The following is a 26948-nucleotide window of genomic DNA, read 5'->3' as shown; positions in this document are numbered from 1 at the left end:
CGTTACGACCTCTCTATTCTAAATCAAACTATCAGGCTGACGCAGCGGCACCGGAGCAAATCTCTGCGATTTCCTGCGTGATGCCGGCCTGACGGGCCTTGTTGTATGTAATCTTCAAATCCTTGACAATACCCTTGGCATTGTCAGTAGCGCTCTTCATCGCAACCATACGTGCCGAATGCTCGCATGCCTTGTTTTCAAGAACCGCATGAAATACGAGCGACTCAACGTAGCGGCGCAGCAGTCCGTCAAGCACGTCCCTGCTGTCCGGCTCATAAAGGTAGTCCCAGTAACCCGGATGACTGACTTCAATGGAATCAGCACACGGCAACAGCTGAATGTTCGTTGGAACCTGGCTCATGGTATTGACGAATTCGCTGAAGATCAGGCGAACTTCATCAACATGACCGTTGGCATAACGATCCATAGCAACGGAAACAACACCAAGAATATCAGCGATCTCGGCTGCATCAGGAACGTCCTGCTGACTGGCCTGCAGGTCATTGACGACCTTGCGCATGAACTGACCGCCACGACGTCCGATGGTGTATGCCTCAACCTCGACACCGGCTTTCTTTACAGTGTTCAGAGCGAGACGCTGTGCATTGGAGTTCAAGCCGCCGCACAGGCCTTTATCTGTTGTCACCAGAATCACACCGATCCGCTTGACCACATCACGTTTCACAACGAACGGGTGCTGATACTCGGGGTGAGCCTGCATCAGGTTCGCTACAACGCGCTTGATGCCTTCAGCATAGGCGCGACCAGCAGTCACGCGATCCTGTGCCTTGCGCATCTTACTTGCGGCAACCATCTCCATTGCCTTGGTAATCTTGGCAGTATTCTGGATAGCCTTGATCTGCCCGCGTATTTCCTTGGCTGAAGCCACATCAGACTCCTTAGTAGGTGCCGGTGGCCTTGAAGTCAGCCATGGCTTTCTTCAGACCCTCGACAATCTGATCACTCAGTGCTTTCTTCTCATTCAGCTCTGCCATCAGCGAGCTGTGGCTTGAGTTCAGATAAGCAAGGTAAGACTTCTCAAATGCGACAACACGATTGGCAGCAACATCATCGAGATCGCCATCATTCAGAGCATGCAATACAGCCGTAATCTCGGCAATGCTCAGCGGTGCATTCTCAGCCTGCTTCAGCGCTTCCATACCACGCTTGCCGCGCTCGATCTGCTTACGGGTGGCCGGATCCAGATCGGAGGCAAACTGGGCGAATGCTGCCAGTTCGCGATACTGGGCGAGATCCAGACGAAGACCGCCACCCACTTTCTTTACAGCCTTGGTCTGGGCAGCGCCGCCCACACGGGATACAGACAGACCTACGTTAACAGCCGGACGCTGGCCGGAGTTGAACAGACCGGTCTCAAGGAAGATCTGGCCATCGGTAATGGAGATGACGTTGGTCGGAACGAATGCAGAAACGTCGCCTTCCTGAGTCTCAATGATTGGCAGTGCAGTCAGGGAACCAGTCTTGCCTTCCACCTTGCCACCGGTGAACTCCTTGACGAACTCCTCATTGACGCGCGAAGCACGCTCAAGCAGGCGGGAGTGCAGGTAGAATACGTCACCAGGATATGCTTCACGACCTGGAGGACGACGAAGAATCAGAGATACCTGACGGTATGCCCAGGCCTGCTTGGTCAGGTCATCATACACGATCAGCGCATCTTCACCGCGGTCGCGGAAATATTCGCCCATGGTGCAGCCTGAGTAAGGAGCAAGATACTGAAGAGCAGCAGACTCGGAAGCGCTGGCGCTCACGATAATGGTATGATCCAGTGCGCCATGCTCTTTCAGTGTACGAACAACGTTGGCAACGCTGGATGCCTTCTGGCCCACAGCAACATAGATACAGGTAACGCCGGTATCTTTCTGGTTGATGATGGTATCCAGGGCAATCGCTGTTTTACCGGTCTGACGGTCACCAATGATCAGCTCACGCTGTCCGCGACCAACAGGAATCATTGCGTCAATAGCCTTGATGCCGGTAGCCAGTGGCTGATCGACGCTCTTACGCCAGATCACGCCCGGAGCAACCTTTTCAACCATGTCGGTCTCGGTGGTGTTGATCGGGCCCTTGCCATCGATCGGCTCGCCGAGTGGATTGACCACACGACCCTTAAGCTCAGGACCAACAGGAACTTCGAAGATGCGGCCGGTGCACTTCACCTGGTCGCCTTCGCTCAGCTGCCTGTATTCGCCGAAGATGACCGCACCCACGCTGTCTTCTTCAAGGTTCAGCACGATACCACGTGTGCCGCCTGGAAAATCGAGGAGCTCGCCGGCCATCGCGCCGGACAGACCGTGAATCAGTGCAACACCGTCACCGACCGTTACGATCGTACCGACGTTTGCGTCAGCTGCAGCGTTCTCAAAGCCCTTAATCTGTTCCTTGATAATCGAACTGATTTCTGTTGTGTCCAGTTTCATATTCAACCTCTGTATTCTGTGTACTTATGTACTGTCAACGGCTCAGCCGACGATAGCCCTGCGCATATTGTCCAGGCGGGTTTTAACCGAATGATCGATCTGACGATCGCCGATCCGGATAATAACGCCCCCGAGCAGGGAGGCATCAACATCCACTTCAACCTTGACATTGCGCCCTGAACTCCTGGTGAGAGCTGCCGCAATTTTCTTTTCTGAATCTGCATCAAGCTTGCATGCAGATGTAACGGTAGCAACGATCTCGGACTCGCTCTCACGAACCATCTGCTCAACCATTGCATTGATTTCAGGCAGAAGCTGCGCCTTTCCACGCTGGCAAAGCAGTCCGACCAGACGCTTGATCTCCGGTGACAAGCCACCACAGACCTTATCGATAATCACAGCCTTCGATTCAGCAGAGACACTTGGTGAAATAAGCACCTTGCGCACTTCTTCCACAGACGCTGCCTGAGCGGCATTTGCCAGCCCGCTCGCCAGATCTGTTCCTTCCTGGATCAGATCAAACAGCGCACAGGCATAGCGACGGGAAATTGGCTGTGTGCTCATGCCGCGCCCAGCCCTTCCTGAACGATTGCATCGATAATCTTGGCATGACGCTTGGCATCAAGCTCAGCTTCAACAATACGCTCAGCAGCAAGCATCGCGATGCTGGCAACCTCAGCCCGCAGAGACTGACGAGCACGCTCAAGCTCCGCATGAACCTCTTCACGAGCATTATCAAGAATCTGCTCTGCTTCATTACGAGACTTGTTAAGGGCATCCTCTTTGATCTCAGCAGAACGCTTTTCCGCAGCCGCAATGATTTCCTGTGCCTTGGCTTTCGCCTCAGCCAGCTTGGCAGCGATTTCAGCCTCAGCCCTTGCCTTTGCCTCAACCCCTGCTTCGGCAGCGGCCAGCCCGGTCTCGATCTTCTTGGTGCGAGCTTCCATGGCATCATTCAATGGAGCATAAAGCAGCTTCCAAAGAACACGAACCATCAGAATGAAGACGATAATCTGGGCGATAAATGTAAGATCAATACTCATGAGAATTCCCCACTAATTTTATTCGACGCAACTAATTCCTTAAGCAAGGAACGGATTGGCGAACAGGAACCACAGTGCGAATGCCATGATAATGAACGGGAAAGATTCCATCAGACCGGCAAAGATGAACATGTTGAACATAAGCTGCGGACGCATTTCAGGCTGACGAGCGATACCTTCCAGGGTCTTGGAGCAGATAAGGCCCCAACCGATTGCAGAGCCCAGACCGGCAGCAGCCAGAATGACACCTACAGAGATGGCCGAAGCCGCGGTGATGATTGTATGTGGATCCATTTGTTATACTCCTATGCTATGTTATAAAGTTTTTAATGCTCTGCCGGCTGATGTGCGATAGACAGATACACAACCGAAAGAATCATGAAAATAAACGCCTGAAGCAGACCGATGAACATATGGAACAGCGACCAGCCAAGACCTACGAGCAGCCCCATACCTTCGCTGACGATACCACCTGCACTGGCGATATCACTGAAGCTGTCAGACAGCAGCAAGGAGGCAATCAGAAGAAAGATAACTTCACCGGCAAACATATTGCCGAAAAGTCGGAACGAGAGCGACAGAGGCTTGGCAAGCTCCTCGATCAGCTTCAGCGTCAGATTCAGAGGAATAAGAAGCACACCAATGAGCTTGACCACAGGATTCTTCGAATCCAGCAGCAGCGAAGCAAACGGCTGCAGCAGAAGCTCCTTGACAAAATGACCCGGCTTCAGCTTGAACTCATAATAGAGCACCAGCAGGAACACCGACACAGCCATCGCAGCAGGGAGGTTCAGATCGTTGGTTGGCACTTGGCGGAAGGTATGCAGGCCAAAAGCACCTGCAACATGATGCATCAGATAGGCAGGGAGAATATCCAGCGAGTTACACAGCAGAATAAAAACAAAAATCGTCATTGCCAGAGGCGCGACCAGCGGGTTGTAAACAGGAAAGTTATCCTTAACCGTCTGGTTAATAAAGTCGATAACCGACTCCATAAAGTTCTGCACTCCGGTCGGAGTACCGGCAACAAGCTTGCCACGCAGCCAGAGAGCAAAAACAATCATGCCGGTAGCAATAAAAAGGGTTAACAACATTGTGTCCAGGTGGATCTGCATAAACGGGTTGCTATCATCGAATGAATACGACCAGTATTGCAGATGCTCTGCGATTCCGCCGCTGTGCGATTGTTCAGCCAAGCTGTTCTCCTTAATCCCTTGCGTCGTCCCGATACATCTTCAACGAGGCAAAATAAAATAGTACCTGTGCAGCAAACATGCCACCCGCCACTGCCGGCAAATCGAGACCAAGCAGAAAACCGACAGCAAGCCCGACCAGTATCAGAACAAACCGGACAACTGCACCCCGGTACAATGATCCCTGAAGATCATCTGCACTAACACTGGCAGCGGATGATGCCAGCCTCCTGGCAAGCTCCCACGAACCGGAAGCCATTAACATCGATCCAAACAGACACGAAAACCCGGCCAGGTAATTGCCTGCAACTGCAAAAACCACCATCAGAATCATACCTGCAGAGAGCTGGTAACGGCACAATGCCATGTAGTCATTCATCACAATGATGCCCCATGCATGTACCTGTCACTCCAGACCAAGCGAGAAACCACTCCCCCACGAGCCGGCCGCATGATAGCAGCAACCCACTCCCCATTCAAGCGCTACAATCAAACATGATTAAATCATTGCAGCAACTGCACTCTTGCATAGATCCATCAATGGATCCGGATATACACCCAGTGCAACAACGGCAATCGCCATTAGCACAACCGTCAACTGCATCAACCGACTTTCACTGAAGTTGAACTGCACACGGGCATCATCAAAATAGATATATTTTACCAGGCGGATGTAATAAAAGGCACCAACCGCCGAGAACAGCAATGCGTAGAGGACAAGGTAAACATGGCCAGCCTCAACTGCAGCAATAAATACTGCGTACTTTGCCCAGAAACCACCAAGAAACGGAATACCGGCAAGCGAAAAGAGCATCAAACCCATGGCAAGTGCATAGCCGGGACGGGCTTTTGACAGGCCGGAAAAATCATCCAGCAACTCGCCCTGAATACCCTCGCGTTGCATGATAATGATAATGGCAAAAGCCCCCATCGTCATGAACAGATAGATGCTCATGTAAACCAGAATACCCGCATAGCCATCGTCGTTTGCCGCAATCAGGCCAAGCATGACAAAGCCGACATGGCCGACGGTCGAGTATGCAAGCATACGCTTGATGTTACGTTGCGCGATCGCAGCGAGGTTACCGACCGCCATCGTCAGCACAGCAATCGCAGACAGGATCATCGTGTATTCGTGCTGCAGTGCAGGCATCGCCTGATCCAGAATTCGAATAAAAATCACGAAACCGGCCACCTTAGGCGCAACCGACATGAATGCTGTTACAGGGGTTGGTGCGCCCTCATAGGCGTCAGGTGTCCACATATGAAATGGTGCCATCGAAACCTTGAAGGCCAGGCCGGCAATAATAAATACCAGACCCAGCATGACAGCTGTATGCGATGACGATCCCGCATCAGCCAGCCCCTTGCCGATCGTCACAAAATCAAAACTGCCGGTGACACCATACAGGAACGTCACACCATACAGCAGCATGCACGACGACAGCGCACCAAGAATAAAGTACTTCAGCGCTGCCTCATTGGAGCGAAGGATATCGCGCTGATAGCCGACCAGCACATAGATACACAGTGCCATAAGCTCAAGACCAAGGTACATCACAATGAAGTTGTTGGCCGACGACATCAGCATCATGCCAAGCATGGCAAACAACATCAGCACATAATATTCACCAACATTTTCAAGATCTTTCATGTACTGAACCGAAAGCACCATCGCAAGTGCGGTAGCAAGGCAAATCAACACCTTGGCAAAGACCGCAAACTGATCGAGCACAAAAAATCCATAGAAGCCAACCAGCGGCTCTGCCGGATTCACCGATACACAAAGCAGCGCCGCAACTGAGGCAGTCGCAATTGCAATATAGGCGGTGATGCACTTCTTCTCACGCGGGATGAAGAGATCCAGCAGCAGCAGTGCCATTGCAATCACCGCCACGAACATCTCGGGCATCAGTGATGACAGATGCTCGGGAAAAGGAAATGGAAAGGTTACATTTGCCATTTTAGTTATTCCGCTCCTTCAACCGATTAATGGTGTACAGCTTCAGCCATTGGCGCTGCCTGCGCCAGCGCTGCCGCTGCATCCAGTTTACTCGTTACTGCCTGGGTGACCAGATTGGTCACTGATGCATGCATCACATCAAGAACCGGTGCCGGATACAGACCAAGCCAGATCACAAGCAGAATCAGTGGAATAAAATATCCGAATTCACGCTTGTTCATATCTTTCATCGATGCCACCGATGCCTTGTCCACATCACCGAAGATGACGCGCTTGACCATCCACAACGTATAGCAGGCTGAGAGCACGACACTGATGGTGGCTACGATGGCAACCCACTTCATTGAGACTGGCAGATGCGCCTGAGCCACTGCAGAGGTATCGAAGGTACCAATCAGCACCATAATCTCGGCAACGAACGATGAGGCACCGGGCAGTGCCACATTGGCCATGGCAAAGAGCACAACCACCGCCGCAAATACAGGCATCACATTGGCCACACCGCCGTAGGCAGAAATTTCGCGGGTATGAAGACGGTCATACATCACACCCACGCAGAGGAACAGCGCCGCGGCCACGAAGCCATGGCTGATCATACCAAAAAGCGCACCCTCCATGGCAACCTGGGTAAACATGAACGCACCCAGCGTCACAAAGCCCATATGCGCAATGGATGAGTAGGCAATCAGGCGCTTGAGGTCTGTCTGCATCATGGCTACCAGCGAGATGTATACAATGGCAATCAGACTCAGCATCACGACAAACGGAACGAAATACTGGGATGCGTCCGGCAGCATGGGCAGCGAGAAACGCAGGAAACCGTAAGCACCCATCTTCAACAGAATACCGGCAAGAATCACCGAGCCTGCCGTCGGGGCTTCGGTATGTGCATCTGGCAACCAGGTGTGCACCGGCCACATCGGAACCTTCACCGCAAAAGCGATAAAGAAGGCAATCCAGATCCAGAACTGCCAGGTGAAATCAAACGGGTAATCCATGAATGCCAGCAGACTGAAGGTATGGCCGGCCTTGAAGTACATCGCCAGCACTGCCACCAGCATCAACACAGAACCAGCCAGCGTATACAGGAAGAACTTGATGGTCGCATAGACGCGATTCTTGCCGCCCCAGATACCAATAATCAGGTACATTGGAATCAGCATCGCTTCCCAGAAGAAGTAGAACAGGATGGCATCCAGAGCCGAGAAAACACCGATCAGGGTGGTCTCCAGAATCAGGAATGACAGCATGTACTCTTTTACGCGCGTCTGAATGCACTGCCATGCAGAAACAATACAGATCACAGTCAGCAGACTCGTCAGAATAATAAATGGCATCGAGATGCCATCGACCCCCAGCTGGTAGTTCACATTGAATGCGGAGATCCAGGGGTGAAACTCTTCAAACTGCATATGTGCTGTCGACGTGTCGAATGACAGAGCCAGCGGCAGGGTCACAATAAAGGTCAGCACCGATACAGCAAGCGTGGCCCAGCGGACAGCATTGTCGCCGCGCACAAACAGCCAGATAATCAGCGCACCGATTGTCGGCAGAAAAATGCTCAGCGACAGAATCGGAAAATCCAGAACGTTGTTCAAATCCATTCCCCTATCTCCCCTTACGCGCTCAACAACAGGTAGGTCAGCAGACCAAACACGCCCGCCACCATGGCAAAGGCATAGTGATAGACAAAACCTGTCTGCATTTCGCGCATCCGCGCAGCACCCGATTTAATGGAATCAACGATACCGCCATGAATGACACCGCGATCAATGATGGCGAGGTCAGCCTTCTGCCACAGCAACGTACCAGCGCACTGGGCAGGCCGCATGAACAGACGCTCATACAGCTCATCCCAGTACCACTTGTTAAGCAGGAAGGTATAAACCGGCTTGAAGGCCGCGGACAACTGCCCGGGAAGAGATGTCTCGCGGTAGTACATGACATAGGCCAGGGCAATGCCGCCAATGGCCAGCCAGAACGGCGCACTGAACAGGAACTGATACCAGCCGTGATGCCCCTCTTCTGCAATCATCATCAGAGGATTATGTGCATCCAGCACGAACAGTGACGTACCAAAGTAACCGCTTGCCACTTCAGGGTTGGCAATATCGAGCACCAGCACACCCCATGCACCCGCAGCCAGGGCACCGAAGGCCAGAATCATCAGCGGAATGGTGATCACCTTTGGTGACTCATGCAGATGCGATTTGGTCTTGGCCGGTACACGGTCGGAGTTGTGGAAGGTAAGGAAGAACATGCGGAAGGTGTAGAACGCCGTCATAAAGACCGCCGTCAGCACTGCAAATGAGGCGAAGCCACCCACCCAGCCCATCTCACGAATCATCGTCGCCTCAATAATCAGATCTTTCGACCAGAAGCCGGCGAAAGGAGGCACACCGGCCAGTGCCAGCGCGGCAATCAGCATGGTGATGTAGGTGATCGGCATATACTTTCTCAGCTGGCCCATCTTGCGGATATCCTGCTCAGCCATCACCGCATGAATCACGGAGCCTGCAGCAAGGAACAGCAGCGCCTTGAAGAAGGCGTGCGTCATCAGATGGAAGATGCCCACCGAGTAGGCCGAGACACCACAGGCCACGAACATATAACCGAGCTGCGAACAGGTGGAGTAGGCAATCACGCGCTTGATGTCGGTCTGCACCAGACCAATGGTCGCACACATCCAGGCAGTGATCGCACCCACCAGCGTCACTGCCGCCAGCGCCGTCTCCGAGTATTCAAACATCGGCGAGCAGCGAGCAACCATGAACACGCCTGCCGTCACCATCGTTGCGGCATGGATCAGTGCGGAAATAGGGGTTGGACCCTCCATGGAGTCCGGCAGCCAGACATGCAGCGGCACCTGGCCGGACTTGCCCATCGCACCGACAAACAGTGCCAGACAGATAAAGGTCAGTGCACCGACATGCCAGTCCATGAAACCGAGTGTCAGCCCCTTTTCAACAAACGCAGGCACCATCTCGAAAACGGTCCGGTAATCGACACTGCCGAAATAATACCAGATCGCCAGAATACCGACGGCAAAACCGAAATCGCCTACACGGTTGACAATAAAAGCCTTGAGAGCGGCGAAATTGGCACTTTCACGCTTGAACCAGAATCCGATCAGCAGGTAGGAGACAAGACCCACAGCCTCCCAGCCGAAGAACAGGGTGAAGAAGTTGTTGCCCATCACCAGCACCAGCATCGAAAAGGTAAAGCCGGAGATGTATGAGAAAAAGCGGCTGTAGCCCGGATCACCGTGCATATAACCAATGGTGTAGAGATGCACACAGGCAGAAACCACGGTCACGGTGACCATCATGATCGCTGTCAGCTGATCGATCATCATACCGACAGGCACGACAAAATTCCCGGAAACCATCCAGCTCCAGAAGTTGCCGTAGAAGCTTGCACCGGCAAGCACCTGGGTAAATACGTGAATGGACAGGATGGCTGACAGTGTGACACAGCCAGTGGTGATGGTATGGGACAACTTTTCCTTAAGCGCCCAGCCAAACATGCCAACGATAAGTGCTGCCAGTAAAGGCAGCGCCGGGATCGCCAGCAATTCGGTTGTATTCAGCAACGATGCGGTCTCTTGCACGACTCCCCCTCCCCTTAACCTTGCAGCGAGTTAATGTCTTCAGTGCCGACAGAACGGCGGGTTCTGTAGAACGCCACCAGAATTGCCAGTCCCACTGCCACCTCGGAAGCAGCCACCGTCAAAACGAAGAAGACAAAGATCTGACCCGCCAGATCATTCAGGTAGTGAGAGAACGCCACCATATTGATATTGACAGCCAAGAGCATCAGTTCGATGCACATGAGGATATTAATCACATTCTTTCGATTAAGAAAAAGACCGATCACACCGAGTGAAAACAGTGCCGCGGCCACTATCAGATAGTCCGATAACCCGATCATGTTACATCCTTACCTTACGCATACGATCTTCCTTGCGAACATTCACCTGCGCAGCAATCTTCTGATACTTGGCATCCTTACGGGTACGCAGCGTCAGCACGACAGCACCCACGAGTGCAACCAGCAGCACAATTGCGGCAATTTCAAAGCCCAGCAGATATTTGGTATAAAGAATCTGGCCGATCTCGACGGTATTGTTCACCTGCTGTGGCAGATGCTCCGCGGTCGCCATGGCCCCCGAAGTAAATACACCCGAGCTGGCTGCACCGATAAACTCAATCATCAGCACAATGGCAATCAGACCACCGACCGGCAGGTACTGCAGGAACCCTTCACGCAGACGGGCCGTATTGATTTCCAGCATCATGACCACGAAGGTAAACAGCACCATGACCGCACCGACGTAAATCAGGATCATGATCACACCCAGGAACTCGGCATCGAGCATGAAGAAAAGTCCTGCCGCATTGAAAAAGCAGAAAATAAGAAACATGACTGAATGCATGGTATTGCGCGCCAGCACAACGCCCATGCCGGCAATCACCGACAGGCCAGCAAACAGATCAAAAAATACAGTTTCGAGCATTTCCCCTCCCGGACCCAGCCTAGCAGTAGCGCGCGTCTGCAGCCAGATTGGCCGCGATCTGCTTCTCATTACGGTCACCAACGGCCAGCAACATATCCTTGGTGTAATACAGTGCTGCACGAGACTCTGTGGAGTACTCGAACTCCTGTGTCTCGACAATCGCGTCAACCGGACATGCTTCCTGGCAGAGACCGCAGTAAATGCACTTGGTAAAATCGATATCATAGCGCGTGGTGCGGCGGCTACCGTCCTCACGGGCTGCGGATTCGATCAGAATTGCCGCTGCAGGGCATACAACCTCGCACAACTTGCAGGCAATACAACGCTCTTCGCCCGACTCATAACGTCTCAGGGCATGCAGGCCGCGAAAACGGGGGGAGAGCGGAGTCTTTTCTTCCGGATACTCTACAGTGATTTTCTTCTGGAACATATAGCGGCCGGTCAGTGCCAGTCCGAGAACCAGCTCCCACAGCAGCCATGTCTTTAATGCACGCTTGATCATGCCGCCCCTCCCATTTCATCAGTGCAACGCAGTGCAGCTGTAAAGCCATTCAAGACTGTCATGCCATTACCTCCACGGCATCCAGAAGTTGATAATTGAATCAAGACCAGGGGTATAGATAAAAATACCGACCACAGCGATCCACGCCAGTGTCCAGGGCAGGAACACCTTCCAGCCCAGACGCATCATCTGGTCATAACGATAGCGCGGGAATGTCGCGCGGAACCAGATAAAGACGAAGATCAGGAATGCCGTCTTGCCGAGCAGCCAGACAGTACCCGGAATGAAATCCAGCGCAGGAATCGGTGCATACCAGCCGCCCAGGAACAGGATCGAGGTCATCAGACTGATCAGAATCATCGCGGCATATTCAGCCAGCGAGAACGTGGCGAACCACATACCGGAGTATTCGGTATAGTAACCGGAAACCAGCTCTTCAGTTTCAACCAGATCGAACGGGGTACGGGCGGTTTCAGCACAGCCCGAGATGAAATAGACAATCAGCATCGGGAAGAGCGGAATCATATACCAGTGCAACAGGCCACCCTGCTGGGCATGCACGATATCGGAAAGGTTCAGTGAACCGGCCAGCATCATCACGGTCACCAGACCAAAGCCCATGGAGATCTCATAGGAGATCATCTGACAGGTCGCACGCATCGCACCGATAAACGGATACTTGGAGTTCGATGACCAGCCGGCCATCAGGATACCGTAGATGGAGAGACTGGAGATCGCCATAATGTAGAGCAGACCGACATTCAGATTGGAGATGCTCATCACATGCATCACATCCCACAGGCCGAACAGCGTCGTCTCGCCAAATGGCACCACAGCAAAGGCCACCAGAGCCGGCACCAGAGAGATAATAGGCGCCGCGATAAACAGATACTTGTTCGAGGTGGTCGGAATGATGGTTTCCTTCAGCACAAGCTTCAGACCATCGGCCAGCGGCTGCAGCAGACCCGCCCAGCCAACACGGTTACATCCCTTACGAACCTGTACCCAGCCGATCACTCGACGTTCGAAATAGGTGATATAGGCAACGCTCAGTGCAACAGGCACAGCAATCGCCAGAATCTCCAGCGCCCAGATTCCCGCCTGGGCGGCCATATCCCAACCACTCATCATTTTCCTCCCGACAGGCTGGCAGCACTTACATCTGACAGCTCCCCTGCCACTCCGCGTCTGGCAATAAACAAGACACCCGGACTGACATCCTCGCGAACACCCACATGAAAGACCTTCTCGCCCAGGAATGAACGTACGGTCAGCTCACCTGCTGCAAGCCCGGCGGATGCCAGGGTATCAGGGTGAACGAGCACATCATCCAGTGCATGCAGATCGGCAGCTTCGCTCAACAAACCTGAAGCCCTGGCCCACATGCCTTCACGGTACATCGAGTAACGACTGACCACATCCAGTGCAAAGGCCTGATCCTGTTTGCGAGGCACACAGGCTGCATCACGATTGCGAGCAGGTCGGACCATCACGCTGTCCGTCTCACCGCTCGCCCAGATACCGGCAAGCTCAGGCATACGGCCGGCAACGACGGCACGCAGCTCATCCATACTGACAACCGGCACTTCGCCGCCCATCACCTGGATCAGACGCATCATCACCTTCCACAGCGGACGCTCCTGACCCAGCGAACGGATCGGATTGGTTGCCACACGAATACGCCCTTCCATGTTGACGAAGGTACCCTCATTTTCAGGGTAGGCGGAGGCTGGCAACTGCACATCGGCGAATTCACCGGTACGACCACTGATGGAACCGATCTGAACCAGAGGCACCTTACCCAGCACGGCAGCCGCAGCCGACGGGAACAGACCATCACCCATAGGATCACTGCCAATCACCACCAGCGCGTCGAGCGCACCGGCACCCGCCTGGGCAAACAGCTCACCGGCACTGATACGAACATCACCGAAACTTGCTGCCAGCGACTGGGTATTCATACCCTCAGGAATCAGGTTACGCCCGTCACTGTCCTTCTCGGCATGACCACAGGCACGCATCAGCAGATCGATACCATAGATAAGGGCTGCCGCATCATCGTGCGAACGAATCTCTTCACCGACCAGCAGGGCACAGCTGTCAGCCATCAGTGCATCAGCAAGAATCTTTCCTGCCTCATGGCGCTCGGGCACTGCTGCAAGCCAGGCATCAAAACCGGCTGCCGTTTTGCCCAGTACACGTACCTGCTCCATGGCACGGGCAATCACTGCCGGCCAGTCACGCGGACGGATGATCGCATCGCTGCTGATCGTCATATTGGTGCGATAGTTCATCGCGCCGATACGCGCCACAGGTTTACCGGCACGACCACGCTTGCGCAGACGCTGCATCAGCAATGGCAGGCGCTGGCGCAGATCCGAACCGAGCACAACCACCTGATCAGCCGCTTCAATCTGGGCCGTCGTCATGGAGAAACCTTCTTCAAAGGCAAACGGGCGCAAATCCCTGCGGTGCAGGTCATAGGCCACCTTTGCATCCGGGAAAAGCGCATCGCGCATCAGGCGAATAGAGGCATGTGCCTCAACACTCCAGTCCGGCGAGAAGACGATACCGACACGCTTGCCTTTCAGCAGAGCGACAGCCTGCTCAAATGCTTCGTCCCAGCCGGTGGCTGCAAGCGCACCATCGCGACGCACACGCGGCTCAAGAATGCGGGCATCCGAACGGAATGCATCATAGACATAACGACCGCGGTCACAGAGCCATGGCTCGGGACTGTTCTCCACCGGGCGAATACGCATCACTTCATCGCCACGCGACTCAATGTTGATATCGCAACCATTCGGACACTGGGTACAGGTACCCTTGTGATGGGTCATCTCCCATGGACGGGAAACATCCAGAGATGGCTTGTCGAGCAATGCCCCTACCGGGCAGATATCCGGCAGATTACCGGAGAGCTCCGACTCCAGAGCCTCCTCCACAATTCCGGCAATGGTCATATGATCGGAACGATTGAGCACACCGATATCACCGGTACCGGCCACCTCATCGGCAAAACGCACGCAGCGGGTGCAGTGGATGCAACGGGTCATGCAGGTATTCACAAACGGGCCCAGCTCATAGTTCACCACAGCACGCTTGTGCTCGGCATAGCGGCCTTTGGAGGCGCCGTGGGTCAGGGCATAATCCTGCAGCTTGCAGCCACCACCCTGATCACAAACCGGGCAATCCAGCGGATGGTGAATAAGCAGATATTCCATCACCATCTTACGATCTTTTTTCAGTGATTCGGTCTGGGTTTTCACCTTCATCCCTTCGGAGACAGGCGTACAACATGAGGCCGCCGGTTTACCCCAGCCCTCAACTTCAACCAGACACATACGGCAGTTGGCCGCTACAGACAATTCCGGGTGATAACAGAAATATGGTACATCGACACCATGCTGGCGACAGGCCTCCAGAATACTGGTGCCAGGCGTGACCTCAACTTCCTGATCATTGATTAACAAACTGGTCACGCCACACCCCCATCGGTATCACACTGCTGCCCTGCCACTACGCAGATCATCTTACGGAATATAGATGCGCTCATGCTGCATTCTCCGCCAGATAGGCTCGAACTTCCTCGGGAAAGTGCTTGAGCATGGACAGGATCGGAGCCGCTGCACCATCTGCCAGCGCGCAAATCGTCCGGCCTGCCATATGGGTCGAGGCATCTTTCAATACACGCAAGTCACCTTCACAGCCCTGCCCTGCTTCAATACGGTCCATGATACGCTCAAGCCAGCCGGTTCCCTCACGGCACGGCGTGCACTGACCGCATGACTCATGGGCATAAAAGTGAGCCAGGCGACGGGTAAAGGAGACCACATCAGCCGTCTCATCCAGCACAATGACAGCACCGGAGCCCAGCATCGAACCGGCCTTGATCATACCGTCATAGGTCAACGGGGTATTGTAGTGCTCGGCTGTCAGCCACGGTGTGGAAGAACCACCCGGGATCACCACCTTGGGCACGCTACCGTGCTGCAGGCCGCCACAATAATCCTCAATCAGGGTCTTCAGCGAGGTACCCATCGGCACCTCATAGTTTCCGGGCTTGTTCACATGGCCGGAAACCGAAAAGATTTTGCAACCGGTATTATTCGGCACACCGATCGCCGCATGCCATGCACCACCGTGCTTGAGAATAGCAGGTACGGTGGCCAGCGTTTCAACGTTATTGACCACGGTCGGGCAACGGTAAAAACCTTCAACGGCAGGGAATGGCGGCTTGAAACGCGGGCGCCCCGGCTTGCCTTCCAGAGACTCGATCAGCGCCGTCTCCTCACCACAGACATAGGCACCGGCACCACGATGTACGGTCAGCTCCATGCTATAGCCGCTGCCGAGAATATTCTCACCCAGCAGATTGGCTGCATAAGCCTCTTTAATGGCCGCATTCAGCACATTGGCTTCATGCACAAACTCACCGCGGATATAGATGTAGGCGTCACGCACACCAAGCGCAAAGCCGGCCATGATCATGCCTTCAATGAGCAGATGCGGATCAAAGCGCATAATATCGCGATCCTTGAATGTACCCGGCTCACCCTCGTCCGCATTGCAGAGAAGATAGGTCGGCTTACCGGTATTGCGCGGCACAAAAGACCACTTCAGACCGGTCGGGAAGCCTGCACCGCCACGACCGCGCAGGCCGGAGACTTTAACCTCATCAATAATCTTCGCCGCCGTAAATTCAGCCAGTACAGTCGGCAGGAACTCATAGGCGCCATGCTTGCGTGCCACCGCCAGGGTGTGCACATCCGGAATATTGATCCGGTCAAAGCATATCTGCTTCACCTGTTTGGGATCAGAAGGAATCACTTGCCACCCCCGCTTGCCCGCACCTGCGTGATCAGCGCATCCATTGATTCAGGTGTAGCTTTTTCGTGATATACGTTATTCACCTGCACAACAGGCGCACCGCCACAGGCACCGGCACACTCCACCTCGGTCAGCGTAAACAGACCATCGGGTGTGGTTTCACCAATTTTGATACCAAGGGTATCGGCCATGTGCGTCACCAGCTCATAGGCACCATTGAGCATGCAACCGGAGCTGGTGCATACCTCAAGCAGATAGCTGCCACACGGCTGTTCGCGGAACATGGTGTAAAACGTCACCACTTCACGCACCTGCATCAAACGCAGGTTCAGCACATCGGCAACATGCTGCTGCACATCCATGGAGAGATAACCGAAATCTTCCTGTGCCATATAGAGCACCGGCATCAATGCCGACTGGGCACTGGGATAGCGTTTCACCAGCTCGGCGATTTCCGCCAGACGAGCCTCACTGAAACGATGGGGAGTCGCATTCAACTGTGCACTCATCGATCAACCTCACCGAACACAATATCCTGGGTTCCAAGAATCGCCACCACGTCAGCGATCATGTGACCGCGACACATGTAATCAAGGGCTTCAATATGAGCAAAGCCGGCCGCTCTCACCTTCATGCGGTATGGCTTGTTGGAGCCATCAGCAATCAGATAAACGCCGAATTCACCCTTCGGATGTTCAACTGCCGCATAAACCTCACCCTCAGGTACATGGTAACCCTCGGAGAAGTATTTGAAGTGATGGATCAGTGCTTCCATATCGGCCTTCATCTCGGCACGGGGAGGGCTTGTCAGCTTGTAGTCATCCACCTTGACCGGCCCCGGATTTTTGCTCAGCCAGTCCACACACTGCTCAATAATGCGGTTGGACTGACGCATCTCCTCAACACGCACCAGGTAGCGGTCATAGCAGTCACCGGTCACACCGACCGGAATATCAAAGTCCATCTTGTCATAAACATCATACGGCTGGGTCTTGCGCAGATCCCAGGCGATGCCGGAGCCTCGAATCATCGGACCGGTAAAGCCCCACGCCAGCGCAGCTTCCTGATCCACAATGGCAATATCGACGTTACGCTGTTTCCAGATACGATTTTCCGTCAGCAGTGTTTCATACTCATCCACATAGCCGGGAAAACGCTCGGTAAAGCCCTTGATACGCTCAAGCAGGCCCTCAGGAAGATCCTTGGCCACACCACCCGGACGGAAATACGATGCATGCATACGCGCACCGGAAACCGCCTCGTAATAGTCGAAAATATCCTCACGTTCACGGAAGCAGAACAGGAATACGGTCATGGCGCCAATATCCAGCGCCACCGCTCCCAGCCACATGCAGTGATTGAGGATACGGGTCAGCTCGGCATACATCACGCGGATATACTGGGCACGCTCAGGCGCCTCAATACCGAGCAGCTTCTCCACAGCCAGAGCATAGGCATGCTCATTGGCCATCATGGAGACGTAATCAAAACGGTCAAAATAGGGAAGGTTCTGCAGATAGGTCTTTTCTTCGAACAGCTTTTCGGTTCCACGATGCAGCAGGCCGATATGCGGATCGGCGCGTTCCACCACCTCACCATCCAGCTCAAGCACCAGACGCAGCACACCATGCGCTGCCGGATGCTGCGGACCAAAGTTAAGGGTGTAATTCTTGATCTCAGCCACGATCAACCCCCGGCCATGATTTCTGGATCAACTGCCTGAGCTTGACCTCATTCGGACGATAGACGCAGCGCCACTGTGACTCATCAAAGAACATCTCCACACGACCGGTCACAGGGAAGTCCTTGCGCAGCGGGTGTCCCTCAAAACCGTAGTCGGTCAGCAGACGGCGCAGGTCCGGATGATGATTGAAGATAATACCGAAAAGATCGAACGCCTCGCGCTCAAACCAGTTGGCAGTCGGCCACACCTCGGTCACCGAATCAACAAGCTCACGCTCATTCAGCCCCACCTTCAACCGGATCCTGTGATTGCGGGAAAGGGAAAGCAGGTGATAAACCACCTGAAAGCGGGGCGCGCCGGCAGGCCAGCCCGGGTAGGTACTGCGATCGACACCGCAGAGATCCATCAGCTGCTCAAAACCATGCTCGGACTTCAGATAGTGACATGCCTCGACAATGCACTCACGCGCCAGCGTCACACTCTGGCAATCGATACCGGCCTCAACCGACAATACCTGTGCGCCAAAACGCTTGCGCAGCCCGGCCACTTCCGGCGCCGGATCATACGGCGCATCCGCACCGATATCGTCCTGTAACTTTTCTTCCATACTGTTCTTCTTCGTCATGCTCTGTGCCTACCGGGCAATCGTATTGGTGCGCTTGATCTTTTCCTGCAGCTGGATAAATCCGTAAAGCAATGCTTCTGCAGTCGGAGGACATCCAGGCACATAAATATCAACAGGAACGATGCGATCACAGCCGCGCGTCACCGAATAAGAGTAGTGATAGTAGCCGCCACCATTGGCACAGCTGCCCATCGAGATCACCCAGCGTGGTTCGGACATCTGGTCATACACCTTGCGCAGTGCCGGTGCCATCTTGTTACACAGCGTACCTGCAACCACCATCACATCGGACTGACGCGGACTCGGACGAAACACGATACCGAAGCGATCGAGATCATAGCGGGACGCACCCGCATGCATCATTTCAACCGCACAGCAGGCCAGACCGAAGGTCATCGGCCAGAGAGAACCGGCGCGCGCGCCGTTAATCAACTTGTCAGCAGTTGTGGTAATAAAACCTTTTTCAAGAATGCCTTCTATTCCCATTGCAAGGCTCCCTTCTTCCACGCGTAGATATAACCAACCAGCAGAATCACCAGAAACAGCATCATTTCGACAAAGCCGAACAGACCTATTTTATCCAGCACCACTGCCCACGGAAACAAAAACGCACTTTCAAGATCGAATACAACAAACAGAATCGCCACGAGGTAAAAGCGCACGTCGAACTGCATACGTGCATCTTCGAAGGCCTCAAAACCACATTCGTAGGCAGACCGCTTTTCCGAATCAGGCTTCTGCTCAGCGATAATATAGGTCAGTGCAAGCGGGGCTACGCCCATTACAAAAGCAATAATTATAAAGATGAAAATTGGTGCATATTCATTGGCGAGATATTCCGCGCCCATTGCAACCCCCCTCCTGAATCTACCGGTCCCTCGAGACAGCCCTCTGAAAACTGAGTGTGCTTGCTACCACCGGCGCACAATCTGGTCAAGATTACCCGCACAATTAACCCTTTAATTACTGCGGAAAAAGCTTTTTTCATCATGCTGATTGTCAGCCTCCACCCCCTCTGCCCCCATCGATCAAAACAGCACAAAACAAGACCGGAAAGCATCAGCACCACAACAGAAAAACGCACGCACAAATTAAAAAGGCGCATCGCGGAAGCCCGGCAACCAGTGCCGATAAAGATGGGTTGATGCCGCTTGCCCCCCCCCCTTATGGATTTGCCGAACAGAGTGATTCACTACGGAGATGCTGATTGATTGCCGCCCTGGCAACAATCAGTTCGCAAAGACAAACTGCGACAAAGAGGCAGAAAGCCAACTGGACGGCCAACGACCGCCCGCAGGGCGAGGGCATGATGCCCGAGTCATTGTGTCTTTGCTTACAAATCAAACACTTACACCAGCCATATTTCCCGCTCATGCGCGATGAAGCATAAAAAAAGGCCACCTAGGGCGGGCGGCCTTTTTTTATTTGGTGGAGGCGGCGGGATTCGAACCCGCGTCCGAAAACCATCAGCCTATGGTTCTACATGTTTAGTCCGTTCGAATAGCACCCTGTGAAAACCAAACGGACAAAGTGCCCACAAGGTCGATTCGTAACTTTTAACCCAGGGGACCACGAGTCTCCAGCCCCGAGTGGCGATTCCATCTAAATGGCCCCGTACTCCCAATGGATGGACACCTCAGGAACGGGGTAACTTACGCAGCGTAAGCTAGTTCTACGTCGTCGTTTGCAATTATTGCAAATGGTCTTTTTAACGAGAGTACCATCCCGACATGCCCCACAGGGTTCAGCATCTCCGTCGAAACCAAGTCGCCCCCGTGAAAGATCGAATGCTATACCTTACTGTGGTGACAGCAAGCCCTGCAGCAGCAACCCCGCAACAAACAGCACACCGACATAATGAGACTGCAGAAAAAAGGTAAATCCCCAGCGCTCGCCACAACGCAGCAATCGCCCGCACAATAACAGCTGCAGCATCAGTGCCAGCCACCAGCCAAGCCCGACCCAGAAACCACCCAGCATAAAGGTCGCCACACCAAGCAAGCCCACCATAAGCAGCGCAAGCACAACGATGGCAGCCACCGCACGATCACCAAACCAGATCGCGGTGGACTTCACCCCCACCTTCAGATCATCACTGCGATCGCCCAGTGCATAGGCCGTATCATATGAAAGCGACCAGAAAATATTGGCCGCGAACAACAACCATGGCACAGGTGAATCCAGCACAGAGCCGGTTTCCGCCGCCCACGCCATCACCACCCCCCAGCCGAAGGCCATCCCCAGCCAGGCCTGCGGAAAGTGCGTATAGCGCTTGAGAAACGGGTAACAGGAGGCCAGCACAGCACCGATCACGGCAAGTCCCATCACAAACAGGGAGGTCTGGGCCACCAGCAACAATGCCAGCAACATCATCACCACAAAACCGCTCAGTGCAGCCCCCGGAGCAATGGCCCCGGCTGCAATCGGGCGCAACTTTGTCCGCTCCACATGCGGATCAAGATCCCGGTCGGCAAAATCGTTGATCACACAGCCGGCAGAACGCATCAACAGCACACCGGCAACAAAGATGATGGTATTTTTCAGTGACGGATGCCCGCCGGACGCGGCCAGCAATCCCCACAGGGTCGGCCACAGCAACAGCCAGTAGCCCACCGGGCGGTCAATACGAAGAAGCCTGTACCAGTCAGCCGCCCCTCCTGCCGGAGTAAACTTCACTGCGGGTAACGGCGGGAGGCACCCTCAACACGCTGCCAGATCACCGGATGAAACACCTCAACCACCAGCGCACGCGTTCCGGATGGAGAGCGCAGCACAGAACGTCTGGCCCAGCGCCCCCGATAAATCCCCTCCATATCCAGCTGCACAACGCCGAGATCCGAGCGCGCCAGCGACAAACCGCGATCAAGCAACAGATTACCCAAAGGACGCACGCCCTCCTGCAGCTCACGCATCAGATCAGCCGGCAGACTCTCCAGTGGCAACACCGATTCAGCATCAAACATCACCGAGCCACGGTGCAACAACGACACCTGGCGCCGCAATACGGATGCCCCCGGCTTGCAAACCAGAAGCCTGGCCTCCTCAGCCGAGGCCAGATCGACAAACTGATCGTGCAGCTGCACATCAAGACGAATGGCGAAGTGACGCTCAAGAAAGCGGGTCAGAGAATCGGAGGTCGTCAATACCGCCGCGATATCGCGACTCAAGCCGGCAGCCGCCGGATTCCATGTACGGACCGACTGCCAGGGTTGCAACTCTATAGCGCCAAAAAACATGCGCGCATCATGATCTAACAGCTGCCACGGTCAAGGCCTTGCATACTTGCATCCAATCAGGCCAAATCCGCCACCATGTCATGCCGCGTTTTTATCAATCAGCCACTGAAAATCGGTACCTCTGTCGAGCTGCCTGCCGATCAGGCCCACTACCTTCGACACGTCATGCGCCACAATGCAGGCGACCCGCTGACGCTGTTCAACGGTCAGGGCGGAGAGTTTGATGCCACCATTGAGAACCTCTCCAAACAGCATGCATCATGTCTGGTATCAGCCCACCACGATGTCAGCCGGGAGATGGCATGCAGGGTCCATATCGTCCAGTCAGCCTGCCGCAGCGAGAAGATTGAAACCGTACTGCAAAAGGCCACTGAACTTGGCGCAGCCAGCTTCCACATCACACGCTCCGAGCGCTCCTCACTGAAACTTGAAGGCTCCAGACTGGATGCCCGTCTCGATCGCTGGCAGAAAATCATCACCGAAGCTTCAGAGCAAAGCGGACGCACGATCGTGCCGTCAGTCAGCTGGCACCATCACCTTGCCGATGTGCCCTGCCATGGCAGCGGACTCACCCTCCATCCCCACACAGATCAAACCTGGCCACAAACACGCGACATCCTGCAGGCAGCCACCGACATCACCCTGGCGATCGGCCCGGAGGGTGGCTGGAGCGATCAGGATATCGCAACGCTGGAACAGCTGGGATTTGCCTGCATTGCCTTTGGCCCCCGCATTCTGCGCACGGAAACTGCCGCACCGGCACTACTGGCAGCCATTCAGGCCATTCGCCCGGAATAGCCATCGCGCAGTAACGGCCATCCCGCTGCTACAGCGCGCGCTCCATACAGGTGGCTTCCCGCCAACATGTATCCAGCTCCGCCTCGACCAGCTCCACCACATGCCGGTCGAGCTTGCCCGCATCCACATTCTCCTGCAGAAGAGCCAGCACCTGTGCTGCACTCAGGGCCTGCCTGTAGGGGCGATTCTGGGCCAGCGCCTGAAACACATCGGCCACAGCTATGATGCGCGCCTCCAGTGACAACAGACTCTTTTTGGTATGATAGGGGTAGCCGCCGCCATCCACCCGCTCATGATGCTGCCCGGCCCACCGGGCAATGGCATCAAAGCCCTTGACCTTCTTCAGAATACTGAACGTATCAAAGCTGTGGCGCTGAATCGTCTTGAACTCCACCGTATTCAATCGGCCGGGCTTTTCCAGAATCTCATCAGGCACCCGTAACTTGCCGATATCATGCAGCAGACCGGCCAGCTCCAGCATATCGCAGGAGTGTTCGGGCAGCCCCAGCTTCCCCCCCAGATACCGGGCCAGTCTCGCCACACCTTCGGAGTGATCACGGGTAAAAGGACTCTTGGCATCGACAATATGAGAGAAAATTCTCACCAGACTTTTCACATGCTCGAAACTGATCGGGCGCGCCACCTCATGCTGCATCCATTCAGACACATAGCCATCCACATGCTCGCGTTCCAGAGAGAGCCAGAAGGCCTCGGAGTCAGCAATATAGATCAATGCATCAACCAGTTCGGGATCAAACCAGTCACCCCGCTTGCTGATGATTTTCTCCAGAATCGCATCCACACCAAGCAGGATATTGGCATCATTGACCTGAGCCTTCAGCGATAACACATCCACCCGATCGACCAGAAAGATAAGGTTGGCCATCCGCCTGGTTTGCGCCGGAAGTTCAATCTCACGCAACTGATGCCAGTGCGTGTGATGATACTGAATCACATCGGCAAGATGAGCGAGTGGCGGCGTCTGTCGCAACAGGGCGGCTCCGATATCACAGTGCCCCTGTGACTGCTCCCATTCAAATTGAGCCAGACGCGCATGCACCGCCGTATTGGATACACCGCAATCATGCAAAATTGCCGCCTGAAACAGACCATCCAGCTCATCGGCAGAAAACCCGAGCTGTTTGCCACACTCTGCCGCCATAAAGGCAACCCGTTTGCCATGATGCACCTGCACAACACCGACAAGATCGAGGGCATCGGATAACGAGTAAACCAGCTCATGCAAATTGATATCAAATGTACTCACACACCACCTCGCCCGTCTCACCCTGTCTATCGCGGATTTATGCCGCTGCCTGAGCTGCCAAGCAAAATCAGCGCCATCGCCAACCATCCCGGCAACCGGAAAACTTAGCAGTTCCCATCAGACGATTTATTGCTAAGATGCGGGCCTTCTGTTGAAGCAGAGGCCGATGTAGCTCAGTTGGTAGAGCATCTCACTCGTAATGAGAAGGTCTCCGGTTCGATTCCGGACATCGGCTCCACACAGACACGCTTTTTTCACGACAAGCTTATGCCAGCACCATCCGGTGCGATAAGTCATCTGATGCCAGGTCGCCACAATCCCCGCTCATGCCCCGTCAAAAAGAGGTGTTCATCATGCTCCGTAAAAACAGCCACTCATTTTTCCGCACCACCACTGTCAGCCACTGGATCACAGCAACCCTCATGCTCCTGACTCTCAGCACGACAGCCACAGCAACCGAAATCAGTGACTTTATCAACAGGCAGAATTGTGATCAGGTGCTCGACAAAAAGTTTTACCAGATCTGCTATGATTACCATGCCAAAGGCGCCCGCTATGTCGGCTACACACTGGATGGCAACAAGGTCGATAAGGGTGACATCAAAAAAAGACCTCGATTCTACCCTGACACATCCATCCCCGACCGTTACCGCACCACATCTTCGGATTACACCAAAAATGAATTTCATGCCGATCGGGGCCACCTGGCACCGGACGCCTCCTTCGACTACTCCCCGCAGGCACTGCACTCGGTCTACTCGATGGCCAATATTATCCCGCAATACTCAGCCATTAACCGGAAAACATGGGTCAAGGCAGAGACATATGAACGCCAGGTCGCCCGCAAGCTCGGCCATGTCACCGTTGTCAATGGCGTCATCTACAGCGACAGTCCCAAACGCCTGAAAAAATCAGGCATCGCCTACCCCGAGGCATTCTGGAAAATGCTCTATGACAACCATGGCTTCGAACGCTGCTTTTATTACAAAAACGACAGCCATGAAAACATCAAACATGACCGGCTCCGCGACCATCAGGTCGACTGCAAGGTCGTCACCCGTCAGCGCCCCGGCCAGTTTATCGGCCAGAGCAGCCATCGCCCGGGCAAATCCTGAGCAGGCGCTGCCGGTGATCATCTGCATCACCACCTCCCGGTAGTGATTCAGACAACTGCATACGGTACAGGGAGGCTCCGCCATATCGAGCATGTGAATGGCTGATGTACAAACGAAGGCCAAACCTGTGATACAGCATACATTCAACAGCCCCGTTGACGACCAGCATGGCTCCTGTGATCGGGAGGAAGCAACCATGGAATACAATATGATCTTTATCGTCATCGCGCTCGCGGCCTTTTACCAGGCCCGCGCACTGATATGCCGATAGAAAAATCCGGCTGAAGTCACCCGGGAGATACCCTCTTTACCGGGATGGCAATAAATCAGCATCCCCCTAACATGGCGCCTGTAGCTGCTGCTTCTGCACGCACGGACCCTCAGAAGCAGGCTATCGAAACCTGTGCAACGCATGCTTTTCGTCATTCGATGAGCGCCATGCCCGGCAGTGAAGGAGATCGCCATGGAATCGACCGCGCAGGGGCTGCTGGGACTGATCCTTATCACAGCACTAGCCTGGCAACTCAGTGAAAACAGGAGAGCCGTCAACTGGCGCATCGCTGTCGCAGGACTTGGCCTGCAACTGTTTCTGGCCCTGCTATTGCTGAAACTGCCTTTGTTTCAACAGCTCTTTTTAAGCCTTAACGGCATCATCATGGCCCTGCAAAATGCCACCCAGGCAGGCACAGCCTTTGTTTTCGGTTATCTCGGCGGCGGAGCCACACCATTTACCGACAGCAACAATGGCAACAGCTTTATTCTGGCCTTTCGTGCCCTGCCACTGATTCTGGTGATGAGCGCGCTCTCGGCGCTACTCTTTTACTGGCGCATTCTGCCTTTACTGGTCAAAGCATTTGCATGGTTGCTCAGCCGGACCATGGGCATTGGCGGTGCGCTCGGCCTGAGTGCCACGGCCAATATTTTTGTCGGCATGATCGAGGCACCTCTGCTGGTGCGCCCCTATCTTAAAGAGATGAGTCGCAGCGAACTGTTCGCTCTGATGACCTCGGGCATGGCTACGATCGCCGGCACCATGATGGCGCTCTATGCCGCCATTCTCGGCCATACAATCCCTGATGCGATGGGTCATATTTTCACCGCCTCGCTGATTTCAGCACCGGCAGCCCTGATGATTGCACTGATCATGATTCCAGGCAGCACACACACAGCCCCGGCCAGCCTGCATAACCCCAACCCGGCGACCAGCAGCATGGACGCTGTCACCCGCGGCGCCACCGATGGCCTGAAACTTCTGGCCAATATTATTGTCATGCTGGTGGTCCTGGTTGCACTGGTCAATCTGGTCAACCAGATCCTGGCACTGCTACCCTCGTTTAACAGCGCGCCGCTGAGCCTTGAGCGCATGCTTGGCTGGCTGATGGCCCCCATGGTATGGCTGATGGGCATTCCATGGAGCGAAGCCAGCACCGCCGGCGCCCTGATGGGCACCAAAACAGTATTGAATGAGTTTATCGCCTACCTGCAAATGGCGGCTCTGCCTGAGGGCACCCTGAGTCAGCACTCGAAACTGATCATGACCTATGCCATGTGCGGCTTTGCCAATCTGGGCAGCCTCGGCATCATGCTCGGTGGCATGGCGGCCATGGTTCCCGAGCGGCGCGGTGAAATTGTTGAGCTGGGCATGAAGTCGATCGTGGCAGGCACTCTGGCCACCTGTCTGACCGGCACCATTGCCGGCCTGATCCTCAGCTGAAACATCCCTCCATGCACAAGC

27 protein-coding genes, 1 tRNA gene and 1 other RNA gene are annotated in these 26948 nt (G+C 54.3%); 4 read left to right on the top strand and 25 right to left on the bottom strand.

What is annotated here, in order from left to right; genetic code table 11:
- Positions 1–31 precede the first annotated feature (31 nt).
- From atpG to FEF65_RS04150, 24 genes are all read right to left on the bottom strand, one after another.
- Positions 32–889, bottom strand: a complete 858-nt coding sequence (gene atpG / locus FEF65_RS04265; protein ID WP_138238550.1) for a F0F1 ATP synthase subunit gamma — start codon at positions 887–889, stop codon at positions 32–34.
- A gap of 10 nt (positions 890–899) precedes the next feature.
- Entirely contained in the window at positions 900–2441 is a 1542-nt protein-coding gene (gene atpA / locus FEF65_RS04260; protein WP_138238549.1) for a F0F1 ATP synthase subunit alpha, read from the bottom strand.
- Positions 2442–2483: 42 nt separating this feature from the next.
- Positions 2484–3005, bottom strand: a complete 522-nt coding sequence (locus FEF65_RS04255; RefSeq protein WP_138238548.1) for a F0F1 ATP synthase subunit delta — start codon at positions 3003–3005, stop codon at positions 2484–2486.
- A complete protein-coding gene (gene atpF, locus FEF65_RS04250) occupies positions 3002–3484 on the bottom strand; it encodes a F0F1 ATP synthase subunit B (protein WP_138238547.1) in 483 nt (160 codons plus the stop codon). The genes FEF65_RS04255 and atpF overlap by 4 nt, the downstream gene beginning before the upstream one ends.
- A 39-nt stretch (positions 3485–3523) precedes the next feature.
- Positions 3524–3778, bottom strand: coding sequence for a F0F1 ATP synthase subunit C (gene atpE / locus FEF65_RS04245; protein ID WP_138238546.1), 255 nt, complete (start codon positions 3776–3778; stop codon positions 3524–3526).
- A 32-nt stretch (positions 3779–3810) separates the two neighbouring features.
- Positions 3811–4680: a F0F1 ATP synthase subunit A gene (gene atpB, locus FEF65_RS04240; protein WP_138238545.1), complete on the bottom strand. Its 870-nt coding sequence runs from the start codon at positions 4678–4680 to the stop codon at positions 3811–3813.
- A 10-nt stretch (positions 4681–4690) separates the two neighbouring features.
- Positions 4691–5056 carry an ATP synthase subunit I gene (locus FEF65_RS04235; protein WP_138238544.1) on the bottom strand — a complete coding sequence of 122 codons (366 nt, stop codon included), beginning with the start codon at positions 5054–5056 and terminating at the stop codon, positions 4691–4693.
- 120 nt (positions 5057–5176) lie between these two features.
- Positions 5177–6640 (bottom strand): NADH-quinone oxidoreductase subunit N, encoded by a 1464-nt coding sequence (locus FEF65_RS04230; RefSeq protein WP_138238543.1) that lies wholly within the window; start codon positions 6638–6640, stop codon positions 5177–5179.
- Positions 6641–6666: 26 nt separating this feature from the next.
- Complete coding sequence (locus FEF65_RS04225) at positions 6667–8244, bottom strand: NADH-quinone oxidoreductase subunit M (RefSeq protein ID WP_138238542.1); 1578 nt, start codon at positions 8242–8244, stop codon at positions 6667–6669.
- Positions 8245–8258: 14 nt separating this feature from the next.
- On the bottom strand, positions 8259–10250 hold the full coding sequence (nuoL, locus tag FEF65_RS04220; RefSeq protein ID WP_238701173.1) for an NADH-quinone oxidoreductase subunit L: 1992 nt from the start codon (positions 10248–10250) through the stop codon (positions 8259–8261).
- A gap of 14 nt (positions 10251–10264) precedes the next feature.
- Entirely contained in the window at positions 10265–10570 is a 306-nt protein-coding gene (gene nuoK / locus FEF65_RS04215) for an NADH-quinone oxidoreductase subunit NuoK (protein WP_138238541.1), read from the bottom strand.
- Position 10571: 1 nt separating this feature from the next.
- A complete protein-coding gene (locus tag FEF65_RS04210; protein ID WP_138238540.1) occupies positions 10572–11156 on the bottom strand; it encodes an NADH-quinone oxidoreductase subunit J in 585 nt (194 codons plus the stop codon).
- A gap of 19 nt (positions 11157–11175) precedes the next feature.
- Positions 11176–11658: an NADH-quinone oxidoreductase subunit NuoI gene (nuoI, locus tag FEF65_RS04205; protein WP_138238539.1), complete on the bottom strand. Its 483-nt coding sequence runs from the start codon at positions 11656–11658 to the stop codon at positions 11176–11178.
- A gap of 66 nt (positions 11659–11724) precedes the next feature.
- Positions 11725–12786, bottom strand: a complete 1062-nt coding sequence (gene nuoH / locus FEF65_RS04200; RefSeq protein WP_138238538.1) for an NADH-quinone oxidoreductase subunit NuoH — start codon at positions 12784–12786, stop codon at positions 11725–11727.
- Positions 12786–15140 carry an NADH-quinone oxidoreductase subunit NuoG gene (nuoG, locus tag FEF65_RS04195; RefSeq protein ID WP_138238537.1) on the bottom strand — a complete coding sequence of 785 codons (2355 nt, stop codon included), beginning with the start codon at positions 15138–15140 and terminating at the stop codon, positions 12786–12788. The genes nuoH and nuoG overlap by 1 nt, the downstream gene beginning before the upstream one ends.
- Before the next feature lie 70 nt (positions 15141–15210).
- Positions 15211–16488, bottom strand: a complete 1278-nt coding sequence (gene nuoF, locus FEF65_RS04190) for an NADH-quinone oxidoreductase subunit NuoF (protein WP_138238536.1) — start codon at positions 16486–16488, stop codon at positions 15211–15213.
- Positions 16485–16997: an NADH-quinone oxidoreductase subunit NuoE family protein gene (locus tag FEF65_RS04185; RefSeq protein WP_138238535.1), complete on the bottom strand. Its 513-nt coding sequence runs from the start codon at positions 16995–16997 to the stop codon at positions 16485–16487. Before FEF65_RS04185 ends, nuoF begins: the two co-directional genes overlap by 4 nt.
- Positions 16994–18172: an NADH-quinone oxidoreductase subunit D gene (locus tag FEF65_RS04180; RefSeq protein ID WP_138238534.1), complete on the bottom strand. Its 1179-nt coding sequence runs from the start codon at positions 18170–18172 to the stop codon at positions 16994–16996. The genes FEF65_RS04185 and FEF65_RS04180 overlap by 4 nt, the downstream gene beginning before the upstream one ends.
- On the bottom strand, positions 18165–18797 hold the full coding sequence (locus FEF65_RS04175; protein ID WP_138238533.1) for an NADH-quinone oxidoreductase subunit C: 633 nt from the start codon (positions 18795–18797) through the stop codon (positions 18165–18167). The genes FEF65_RS04180 and FEF65_RS04175 overlap by 8 nt, the downstream gene beginning before the upstream one ends.
- 9 nt (positions 18798–18806) lie before the next feature.
- Entirely contained in the window at positions 18807–19283 is a 477-nt protein-coding gene (locus tag FEF65_RS04170) for a NuoB/complex I 20 kDa subunit family protein (protein WP_138238532.1), read from the bottom strand.
- The gene (gene ndhC / locus FEF65_RS04165) at positions 19274–19645 is read right to left on the bottom strand and encodes an NADH-quinone oxidoreductase subunit A (RefSeq protein ID WP_138238531.1); all 372 of its coding nucleotides are present in this window, start codon (positions 19643–19645) and stop codon (positions 19274–19276) included. The genes FEF65_RS04170 and ndhC overlap by 10 nt, the downstream gene beginning before the upstream one ends.
- 578 nt (positions 19646–20223) lie before the next feature.
- Positions 20224–20572, bottom strand: a transfer-messenger RNA (tmRNA) gene (gene ssrA, locus FEF65_RS04160).
- A 22-nt stretch (positions 20573–20594) separates the two neighbouring features.
- Entirely contained in the window at positions 20595–21473 is an 879-nt protein-coding gene (locus FEF65_RS04155) for a 4-hydroxybenzoate octaprenyltransferase (RefSeq protein ID WP_138238530.1), read from the bottom strand.
- A complete protein-coding gene (locus FEF65_RS04150) occupies positions 21470–22033 on the bottom strand; it encodes a chorismate--pyruvate lyase family protein (RefSeq protein WP_138238529.1) in 564 nt (187 codons plus the stop codon). Before FEF65_RS04150 ends, FEF65_RS04155 begins: the two co-directional genes overlap by 4 nt.
- A gap of 75 nt (positions 22034–22108) precedes the next feature.
- Between FEF65_RS04150 and FEF65_RS04145 the strand changes: the two genes are divergently transcribed.
- Positions 22109–22831 carry a 16S rRNA (uracil(1498)-N(3))-methyltransferase gene (locus FEF65_RS04145; RefSeq protein WP_138238528.1) on the top strand — a complete coding sequence of 241 codons (723 nt, stop codon included), beginning with the start codon at positions 22109–22111 and terminating at the stop codon, positions 22829–22831.
- A 28-nt stretch (positions 22832–22859) separates the two neighbouring features.
- Here the strand turns inward: FEF65_RS04145 and FEF65_RS04140 are convergent, their stop codons facing one another.
- Entirely contained in the window at positions 22860–24098 is a 1239-nt protein-coding gene (locus FEF65_RS04140) for an HD domain-containing phosphohydrolase (protein WP_138238527.1), read from the bottom strand.
- A 162-nt stretch (positions 24099–24260) separates the two neighbouring features.
- Here FEF65_RS04140 and FEF65_RS04135 point away from each other — a divergent pair.
- The 3 genes from FEF65_RS04135 (at position 24261) to FEF65_RS04125 (ending at position 26927) form a co-directional block, all read left to right on the top strand.
- Positions 24261–24336: transfer RNA gene (locus FEF65_RS04135), tRNA-Thr, on the top strand.
- Positions 24337–24424: 88 nt separating this feature from the next.
- Positions 24425–25213, top strand: a complete 789-nt coding sequence (locus FEF65_RS04130) for a DNA/RNA non-specific endonuclease (RefSeq protein ID WP_238701170.1) — start codon at positions 24425–24427, stop codon at positions 25211–25213.
- A 463-nt stretch (positions 25214–25676) separates the two neighbouring features.
- Complete coding sequence (locus FEF65_RS04125) at positions 25677–26927, top strand: NupC/NupG family nucleoside CNT transporter (protein WP_138238526.1); 1251 nt, start codon at positions 25677–25679, stop codon at positions 26925–26927.
- The last annotated feature ends 21 nt before the right edge of the window (positions 26928–26948 follow it).

This window comes from Mariprofundus erugo (assembly GCF_005818865.1).
Classification (GTDB): domain Bacteria; phylum Pseudomonadota; class Zetaproteobacteria; order Mariprofundales; family Mariprofundaceae; genus Mariprofundus; species Mariprofundus erugo.
The sequence above is the reverse complement of the archived record's forward strand: the minus strand, read 5'-3'. Positions and strand labels throughout refer to the sequence as shown.

Bases quoted from the DNA above. Each gene is read 5' to 3' on its own strand.
- FEF65_RS04125 (WP_138238526.1), top strand. From the start codon at position 25,677: ATGGAATCGACCGCGCAGGGGCTGCTGGGACTGATCCTTATCACAGCA.
- nuoI (WP_138238539.1), bottom strand. From the start codon at position 11,658: ATGATCAAGCGTGCATTAAAGACATGGCTGCTGTGGGAGCTGGTTCTC.
- FEF65_RS04150 (WP_138238529.1), bottom strand. From the start codon at position 22,033: ATGTTTTTTGGCGCTATAGAGTTGCAACCCTGGCAGTCGGTCCGTACA.
- atpE (WP_138238546.1), bottom strand. From the start codon at position 3,778: ATGGATCCACATACAATCATCACCGCGGCTTCGGCCATCTCTGTAGGT.
- nuoK (WP_138238541.1), bottom strand. From the start codon at position 10,570: ATGATCGGGTTATCGGACTATCTGATAGTGGCCGCGGCACTGTTTTCA.
- FEF65_RS04145 (WP_138238528.1), top strand. From the start codon at position 22,109: ATGTCATGCCGCGTTTTTATCAATCAGCCACTGAAAATCGGTACCTCT.
- FEF65_RS04210 (WP_138238540.1), bottom strand. From the start codon at position 11,156: ATGCTCGAAACTGTATTTTTTGATCTGTTTGCTGGCCTGTCGGTGATT.
- FEF65_RS04225 (WP_138238542.1), bottom strand. From the start codon at position 8,244: ATGGATTTGAACAACGTTCTGGATTTTCCGATTCTGTCGCTGAGCATT.
- FEF65_RS04230 (WP_138238543.1), bottom strand. From the start codon at position 6,640: ATGGCAAATGTAACCTTTCCATTTCCTTTTCCCGAGCATCTGTCATCA.
- nuoH (WP_138238538.1), bottom strand. From the start codon at position 12,786: ATGAGTGGTTGGGATATGGCCGCCCAGGCGGGAATCTGGGCGCTGGAG.
- FEF65_RS04255 (WP_138238548.1), bottom strand. From the start codon at position 3,005: ATGAGCACACAGCCAATTTCCCGTCGCTATGCCTGTGCGCTGTTTGAT.
- FEF65_RS04175 (WP_138238533.1), bottom strand. From the start codon at position 18,797: ATGACGAAGAAGAACAGTATGGAAGAAAAGTTACAGGACGATATCGGT.
- FEF65_RS04235 (WP_138238544.1), bottom strand. From the start codon at position 5,056: ATGAATGACTACATGGCATTGTGCCGTTACCAGCTCTCTGCAGGTATG.
- ndhC (WP_138238531.1), bottom strand. From the start codon at position 19,645: ATGGGCGCGGAATATCTCGCCAATGAATATGCACCAATTTTCATCTTT.
- atpA (WP_138238549.1), bottom strand. From the start codon at position 2,441: ATGAAACTGGACACAACAGAAATCAGTTCGATTATCAAGGAACAGATT.
- FEF65_RS04185 (WP_138238535.1), bottom strand. From the start codon at position 16,997: ATGAGTGCACAGTTGAATGCGACTCCCCATCGTTTCAGTGAGGCTCGT.
- FEF65_RS04130 (WP_238701170.1), top strand. From the start codon at position 24,425: ATGCCCCGTCAAAAAGAGGTGTTCATCATGCTCCGTAAAAACAGCCAC.
- atpF (WP_138238547.1), bottom strand. From the start codon at position 3,484: ATGAGTATTGATCTTACATTTATCGCCCAGATTATCGTCTTCATTCTG.
- FEF65_RS04170 (WP_138238532.1), bottom strand. From the start codon at position 19,283: ATGGGAATAGAAGGCATTCTTGAAAAAGGTTTTATTACCACAACTGCT.